4 protein-coding genes and 1 tRNA gene are annotated in these 7,743 nt (G+C 39.2%); 4 read left to right on the forward strand and 1 reads right to left on the reverse strand.

Translation table 11 applies throughout. The features are described from left to right. The first annotated feature begins 273 nt into the window (after positions 1-273). The 3 genes from VE944_RS33325 to VE944_RS33335 all read left to right on the forward strand — a co-directional run bounded on the left by VE944_RS33325 (position 274) and on the right by VE944_RS33335 (position 6,484). Positions 274-1,806, forward strand: a complete 1,533-nt coding sequence (locus tag VE944_RS33325) for a SagB/ThcOx family dehydrogenase (RefSeq protein WP_324987876.1) — start codon at positions 274-276, stop codon at positions 1,804-1,806. A 372-nt stretch (positions 1,807-2,178) separates the two neighbouring features. Continuing rightward, on the forward strand, positions 2,179-4,974 hold the full coding sequence (locus tag VE944_RS33330; RefSeq protein ID WP_324987867.1) for a PAS domain S-box protein: 2,796 nt from the start codon (positions 2,179-2,181) through the stop codon (positions 4,972-4,974). A gap of 10 nt (positions 4,975-4,984) precedes the next feature. Further along, positions 4,985-6,484: a hybrid sensor histidine kinase/response regulator gene (locus tag VE944_RS33335; RefSeq protein ID WP_324987870.1), complete on the forward strand. Its 1,500-nt coding sequence runs from the start codon at positions 4,985-4,987 to the stop codon at positions 6,482-6,484. Positions 6,485-6,499: 15 nt separating this feature from the next. Here the strand turns inward: VE944_RS33335 and trhO are convergent, their stop codons facing one another. Further along, complete coding sequence (trhO, locus tag VE944_RS33340) at positions 6,500-7,417, reverse strand: oxygen-dependent tRNA uridine(34) hydroxylase TrhO (protein WP_324987873.1); 918 nt, start codon at positions 7,415-7,417, stop codon at positions 6,500-6,502. A 72-nt stretch (positions 7,418-7,489) separates the two neighbouring features. Here trhO and VE944_RS33345 point away from each other — a divergent pair. Then, a tRNA-Ala gene (locus VE944_RS33345) sits at positions 7,490-7,562 on the forward strand. Positions 7,563-7,743 lie beyond the last annotated feature (181 nt).

A 7,743-nucleotide genomic window follows, 5' to 3' on the forward strand; every position in this document is an offset into this window, starting at 1 on the left:
GTCTGAATCCCCATCTGATTTCCTCCCCTTGTCCCCTTGTCCCCTTGTCTCTTTCTTCAATTTACATCTTTTAGGGAATGAAACAGCCCTGCCTTTTTAAGGGGGGTTAGGGAGATCGACTCTTAACCGAGCAGTATTGAATCCCCATTCCCCAATGCAGTTGTTACCAATTACTACTTTGTGAGTCTGAGGATTGTACGAATTGACACGAAACAATGAGGCTGAAGAGTGCCAAGATCAAAAAAAGGATGCCCCAAGGATATTAAAAGTACTATGCCAGAATTACACCAATCAATTGCCCAGCATTACCACGAACGGACTAAATACAACCCTGAGACTCTCGCTTCCAAAAGTCAGCAGTTAGACTGGGCTAAACAACCAGTGCCTTTCAAAGAGTACAAAATTGGCTCTACTTTTGATCTCAAACCCTATATCCAAGAAAAAACAGAGGGATTTGCTAATAACCCAGATGCTCAATGGTGGCAAAGACTTTCACGCCTGCTGTTTCGCAGCTATGGATTGACGGCGAGAATGCCTTCTATGGGTAGCGCGGTGTATTTACGTGCTGCTCCCAGTGCAGGCGGATTATACCCGGCTGAGGTGTATGTGGTTTCCCGTGGTACGGCGTTATTGCCACCTGGTCTATATAACTACCAGTGCCGAACTCATTCTCTCATGCATTATTGGGAAAGTGATGTTTGGCAAAATCTCCAAGCAGCTTGTTTCTGGCATCCTTCCCTAGAAAATACTCAACTAGCAATTATTGTGACTGCGGTTTTCTATCGTTCTGCGTGGCGCTATGAAGATCGGGCTTATCGGCGGATTTTTCTAGATACGGGACACCTGTTGGGTAATATCGAGTTAGCTGGTGCTATTACTGACTATCGCCCCCATTTAATCGGCGGTTTTGTGGATGAATCGGTAAACGATCTGCTTTATATTGATCCGCAACAAGAAGGTGCGATCGCTGTCTTACCTCTGGCAGATTTGTTAGATGTCAATCAAAATTTACCATTGGGATGTACTGCTTTACCTTCCGCCACCGAAACCAGTTATCCCCAAATCCCCGATGGTGAATTGCTGACATATTTCCATCGACACACCCAGATCGAATCAGGTGTAACTGGCAATCTCAATCTACCAACTATCAAACAAGAAAAATCTTTGGAGGATAAATATAACTTTCCTTTCTGTTTGAAAATTCCTACCACCACTGCGCCTATAGACTGGGGAGAAAAGCTGTCAGAACTAGAAACCACTATGTATAAGCGACGCTCTACCCGCGCTTATAATGGTGATGATTTAACTTTCGATGAATTAAAAGGTTTACTTGATTTCACTTACCAACCGCAAAATTACATCGACCAAAGTTTAGATATTTCTCCAGACTACTTTGATTTGAATTTAATAGAAACATTTATTGCTGTTTCGGGAGTTAAAGGATTGGAGGCAGGTTGTTATTATTACGCACCCAAAGCCCAAGAATTACGCCAAATCCGCTTTAAAAACTTTCGGCGAGAGTTACATTTTCTCTGTTTGGGGCAAGAATTGGGGCGGGATGCAGCAGCAGTGCTTTTCCATACAGCCGATTTGAAAGCTGCGATCGCACAATATGGCGATCGCGTTTACCGTTACTTACATCTGGATGCCGGCCATTTAGGACAACGCTTGAATTTAGCAGCAATCCACCTGAATGTAGGCGTTAGTGGTATTGGTGGTTTCTTTGATGATCAAGTAAATGAAGTTTTGGGTATCCCTGCCGATGAAGCTGTTCTATATATCACTACTTTGGGACGCCCAAGATAAAAATAATCTGGAGGCGCAAAGAATGCAGAGAGTTTTTTCTGTGTTCTTTGCGTATATGTACAAGTGATCTTTACTTAGCGTAAACTATCAAACATACTTTATACTGCCAGATTCCTATGAAGATTGAACCAACAGATACCTCTATGGGAAGTCTTTTTGAGTACAGACGCTTATTTCTCATTCCTAATTATCAAAGAATCTAGATGTTGCTCTTAAGGTTTTTATCGAGAAATTATCAGCTATTCCACATTTAAATTACAAGCGAATTTAATACATCACAAAATTCGCATACTTTACAAAAAGTTAATTATATTTTTAGAGTTTTGCAAATTAAATCTGGTACTATAAAATATTTTTTTCACACAACCACTAATGCTATTTCCAGAAAATGAGAGCCAACGTTTAGAAGTACTTAATCAGTATCAAATTTTAGATACGCCATCAGAAGAAATTTTTGATGAATTAGCTCAACTAGCTGCTAACTTTTGTGAAACACCAATCACTCTTATTAGCCTAGTTGATGCAGAACGGGAATGGTTCAAGTCAAAAATTGGGGTAACTATATCGGAAGTTCCTAGAAGCATTTCCTTTGGTAATTATACTATTTTACAAAATCAAATATTAATCATCCCAGATACTTTACAAGATGAACGATTTGCGACAAACCCCCTTGTAACATCAAATCATTATTTCCGTTTTTATGCAGGTGTTCCTCTAATTACCTCTAACGGCTTTGCCTTAGGTAGTCTTTGTGTAATTGATTTTGCACCGCGAAATTTGACTGTTAAAGAGCAAGTAGCCTTACAACAGTTAGCAGGACAAGTAATTAGGTATTTAGAGTTACATCGGCCAAAAATTATTGATGATAGCCGAAGGAGTTTTAATCTTCTTTTCTCTAAAAACCCTAACCCAATGTGGGTATATAACCAGAATAATCTGCAATTTTTAGATGTAAATGAAGCTGCTGTTGTCCACTATGGCTACTCACGAGAAGAGTTCTTGCAAATGCGAATAACTGACATTCGCCCTTTAGAAAATGTGCCTATCTTCATAGAATATTTAAGAGAAAGACACTCTAACTTACATTTTTCTGGGCAATGGCAACATCGACGAAAATGTGGAGAGATTATTGATGTTGAAATTGTCACACATAAAATAGACTATGCCAGTTATAACGCTCGGTTGGTTAATATACGAGACATAACAGAACATAAACAAATCAAAAAAAGCCTTCAAGAAAGTGAAGCGAGATTTAGAGTCATTTTTGAAGCTATTCCAATTCCATTAATTATTTCGCGTGTGTCTGACAATTGGATATTATATGCTAATCCAGAGTTTATTAAAACTTTTCGATTTTCAGGAAAAGATTTCATTAATCGAGAAGTTTTAGATTTATACCATAAATCAGCCGATTTCGAGTTACTATTAGAAGCCCTGAATGAACATGGCTTTGTTCATAACTATGAACTTCAATTAAAAAGAGCAGACGGAACTTATTTTTGGGCGATCGCTTCACTACAATATTTAAATTTTAATAATGAAATAGCAATTTTAACGGTATTTTACGACATTACAAAACGCAAAAATTTAGAAACCAAACTTCAAGAGCAAAATGAGTTTTTGCAGATAGTTTTTGAAAGTATACCGTTGATGATTGCACTTTTTGATCCTAATGGTAAACTTCAATGGGTAAACCAAGAATGGGAAAGTCTTTTAGGCTGGAAATTTCAGGATTTCCAAGCTGGGGATGTCCTAGAAGCGCTATATCCAAATCCTGAATATCGACAATATGTAATTAATTTTATTCAGTCTGCACAACGCAACTGGGGTGACTTTAGAACTCAGATGCGAGATGGTCGTTTATTAGATACATCTTGGACTAATGTTACACTTTCCAACGGTCAAATTATCGGTATTGGGCAAGACATCACAGAACGTAAGCGAACTGAACTGGCTCTAAAAGCCCAAGCCGAGCGAGAACAATTGATGCGAACCGTTGCTCAACGGATTCGTCAATCTTTGAATCTCCAAGATATTCTGAATGCAACAGTTCAAGAAGTGCGAGATTTACTTGGGGTTGATCGAGTGGTAGTTTATCAGTTTAACCCAGAGATGATCGGTACAATTGTGGCGGAATCCGTGGAACCTGGATGGACTGCTTCTTTGGGGGTACAGATTCACGATACGTGTTTTCAAGCAGGCGCAGGAGTGGAGTATTATCAAAGACGTAAAAGAGCGATCGCTAATATTTATGAAGCGGGATTAACTGATTGCCATATTCGCTTGTTAGAACAGTTTGAAGTCAAAGCAAATTTAGTCGTGCCCATTTTACTAGAAGTAAGCTCTCAAAACCCAGGCTCTCACCTTTGGGGTTTAGTGATTGCTCACCAATGCTCTGGTTGGCGCGAGTGGGAAGAAAATCAATTAGATTTGTTAGATCAACTGACAGTCCAATTAGCGATCGCAATTCAACAATCGAGCATCCTTGAACAAGCTAAAACTGAACTTGTTCAAAGACAAAACGCTCAAGTCAAGTTAAAAAATGCCTTAGCTGAGAAAGAAGTTTTATTAAAAGAAGTTCATCATCGAGTCAAAAATAATTTGCAAATTGTCTCTAGTTTATTACAACTCCAGTCTCAAACACTCAAAGATCCAGAAGCCATCAAAGCTCTTCGAGAAAGTCAGAACCGGATTGAGTCAATATCTCTAATCCATAAAAATTTATATATTTCCGCTAACATTGGACAAATTGATGTTGCTGACTATATCGATAATTTGGCAGCAAGCTTACTATTTTCCTATCAAATATACCCTGGAAAAATCGCTCTCGAAACCGATATAGATTCAGTTAGCTTGAATGTTGACCAAGCTATTGCTTGCGGATTAGTTATTAACGAATTAATCTCCAATGCACTAAAGCACGCTTTTCCCAACCAAGAAGCAGGCACAATCAGTATTGCTTTACGTAATGTTGGTAATATTATCGAGATGACTATTCGAGATAATGGGATCGGTTTACCAGATAATTTAGATTGGACAACTACTGATTCTTTGGGATTGTCGTTAGTGTATGACTTGGTTACAGAACAACTAGAAGGCTGCATTACTCTAGAACGCAATCACGGAACAGTATTCAAAATTCAATTCACGCAGTTAACTTTGCATTAGTAAATATTAAATGGGCCAAGCTAGGATTTTAGTCGTTGAAGATGAAGTGATTGTGGCTAGAACTATTGCCAGCCAACTCAGACAACTAGGATACATTGTTACGGGTACAGCTTCATCTGGAAAAGTTGCCATTGCCAAGGCATCGGAAACTCAACCAGAACTAGTATTAATGGATATTATTCTTAAAGGTGAGATGGACGGTATTACTACTGCCAGTCTTATTCGTGAGCAGTTAGACGTTCCTGTAATTTTTTTAACCGCTTATGGCGACGATCATACTTTAGAAAAAGCTAAAATTACCCAACCTTTCGGATATATCGTTAAACCCTTTACTATAAAAGATTTAAAAATAGCGATCGAAATCGGTCTTCTAAAACATCAATTAGAGCGTGAACTGCGAGAAAATCGAGATCAGTTAGCAACCCTTTTAAACTCAATGAGTGATGCTGTAATCGCTACAGATGAAGCCGGAATAATGACATTTATGAATCCCGCAGCTGAGGCGTTGACTGGCTGGAAGCAAAAAGATGCTTTAGGAAATGAGGCGGCAGAGATTTTTCATATTGTCGATGAACTTACAGGAGCTACATTAGAAAACCCAGTAACAAAAGTCTTGCGAGATCAACAGGTTGTTTATTTAGGGGAATTCACATCTCTAATTACAAAAGACGGAAAAAGAGTTCCAATTGGTGATAGTGCTTCACCAATAAAACGGCGATTTGACCAGATAAATGGTGTAGTAATTGTTTTTTGGGATCTTAGCGAACGACGCCAAACAAAATTTCTAGAGCAAGCCTTGGAGAAAGAGCAAGAACTTAATCGTCTCAAGTCCTTATTTATCTCTACCGTATCTCATGAGTTCCGTAATCCTTTAACTGTTATTCAAACAGCAGTAGAACTGATAGAAATGCAAGGAGCAAATTTGACAGATGCGAAAAGAGCCATCTATTTAAAGCGAATTCAAGGTGCTGTGCAATCTTTAGAAAAACTCATGGAAGAAGTGTTGTTTATGGGTCGAGCAGAAGCAGAAAAACTTGTATATAACCCTGCTCCACTTAACTTAGAACAATTTTGTTTAGAGTTAATCGAAGATTTTTCTATTGCTGAAGATAGCCTATATGAAATTGTTTTTACCTCTCATAGCGATCGCAACAACGCTGTAATGGATGAAAGACTCTTGCATTACTTATTTGAAAATCTCCTCTCAAACGCAGTTAAATATTCTCCAGAAGGTGGCAACATTAAGTTTGATTTAATTTGCGACCCGATTGATAAAGTAGCAATCTTTTATATTCAAGATCAAGGTATAGGCATTCCTGAACCAGACCAAGCGCGACTTTTTGAGTCATTTTATCGAGCCTCAAATGTCCAATCAATTCAGGGTACTGGATTGGGGTTAGTAATTGTTAAAAGGTGCGTTGATGCTCACAGAGGTCAAATCAGCGTCACAAGTCAAGTTGGAGTCGGTAGTACATTTACAGTAATATTGCCCTTAAATCCTGAATTCTGAATTCTGAATTCTTCTTTAACTTACATCCCGATTTTTGGAATTAAGAACTTGGGTTTGGTAGTGCCGCCATTTTTCCTGCTGACGCGCTCTTTTATCCTCGGTGAGGCTATCAAAACAATAGGGACAGGAGATACCTTGTTCATACTTTGGAGACACCTTATCTGACTCAGAAATCGGATATCCACAACAGAAGCATCGCTCACAACTTCCTTCCTCCAGCCCGTGACTGACAGCTACGCGATCGTCAAAGACAAAACATTCCCCTTTCCATAAACTTTTCTGTGCTGGAACTTCCTCTAAATACTTGAGAATGCCGCCCTTGAGATGATAAACTTCTGCAAAGCCTTGAGCAAGCATGAAGGATGAAGCTTTTTCACAGCGAATGCCACCCGTACAAAACAGAGCAACTTTTTTGTGTTTAGTTGGGTCGAGGTGCTGTAGCACATAATCGGGGAATTCTCGGAATGAGCCAGTTTGGGGATTTTCTGCTCTTTGGAAAGTACCGATATTCACCTCATAATCATTGCGGGTGTCAATCACGGTTACTTCTGGATCGCAAATCAAATCATTCCATTCTTGGGGACTGACATAAGTGCCAACTTGCTCATTTGGGTCAATTTCAGGCAATCCCAAAGTAACAATTTCAGGCTTCAACCGCACCTTCATCCGCTCAAAGGGGGGGATTTCGGTATAGGACTCTTTATATTCTAGGTCTGCTAGACGAGGGTCAGTACGCAGAAACCAAAGAACAGAATCAATTGCCTGACGCGAACCGGCAATTGTACCGTTAATGCCTTCTTGTGCCAGCAAAATTGTCCCCTTCACACCTTGCGTTTGGCAGTAAGACAGCAGAGGCTCTTGTTTCTCGGCAAAGTCTGGCAGCTTGACAAATTTATACAGTGCTGCAACAACTTGGATATTTTCTGGCTTCATCCCTTTGGTAATGGAACAATATAAGTTACAATAACGACTGACAATCAAACTTACCTACTATTTTAAATTTATGGGGGTTTAGCTCAGTTGGTAGAGCGCCTGCTTTGCAAGCAGGATGTCAGCGGTTCGAGTCCGCTAACCTCCATTGGATATAATTTATCTTAATTTGCGATCGCTGAACAACAATACACGCTTTCTCTAATTCCTCAAATGGAAGCGATTTACTTTTGTCCAGACATGAAAGGGTATATTTGTTGGAAAGTCGATAGAGATAATGTAGAAAAAATAGAAGATAATACCGAAGCTGAAACACATTTTTATGCTAT

Source organism: Nostoc sp. (assembly GCF_035638895.1).
Classification (GTDB): Bacteria; Cyanobacteriota; Cyanobacteriia; order Cyanobacteriales; family Nostocaceae; genus Nostoc.

Bases quoted from the DNA above. Each gene is read 5' to 3' on its own strand.
- VE944_RS33335 (WP_324987870.1), top strand. From the start codon at position 4,985: ATGGGCCAAGCTAGGATTTTAGTCGTTGAAGATGAAGTGATTGTGGCT.
- trhO (WP_324987873.1), bottom strand. From the start codon at position 7,417: ATGAAGCCAGAAAATATCCAAGTTGTTGCAGCACTGTATAAATTTGTC.
- VE944_RS33325 (WP_324987876.1), top strand. From the start codon at position 274: ATGCCAGAATTACACCAATCAATTGCCCAGCATTACCACGAACGGACT.
- VE944_RS33330 (WP_324987867.1), top strand. From the start codon at position 2,179: ATGCTATTTCCAGAAAATGAGAGCCAACGTTTAGAAGTACTTAATCAG.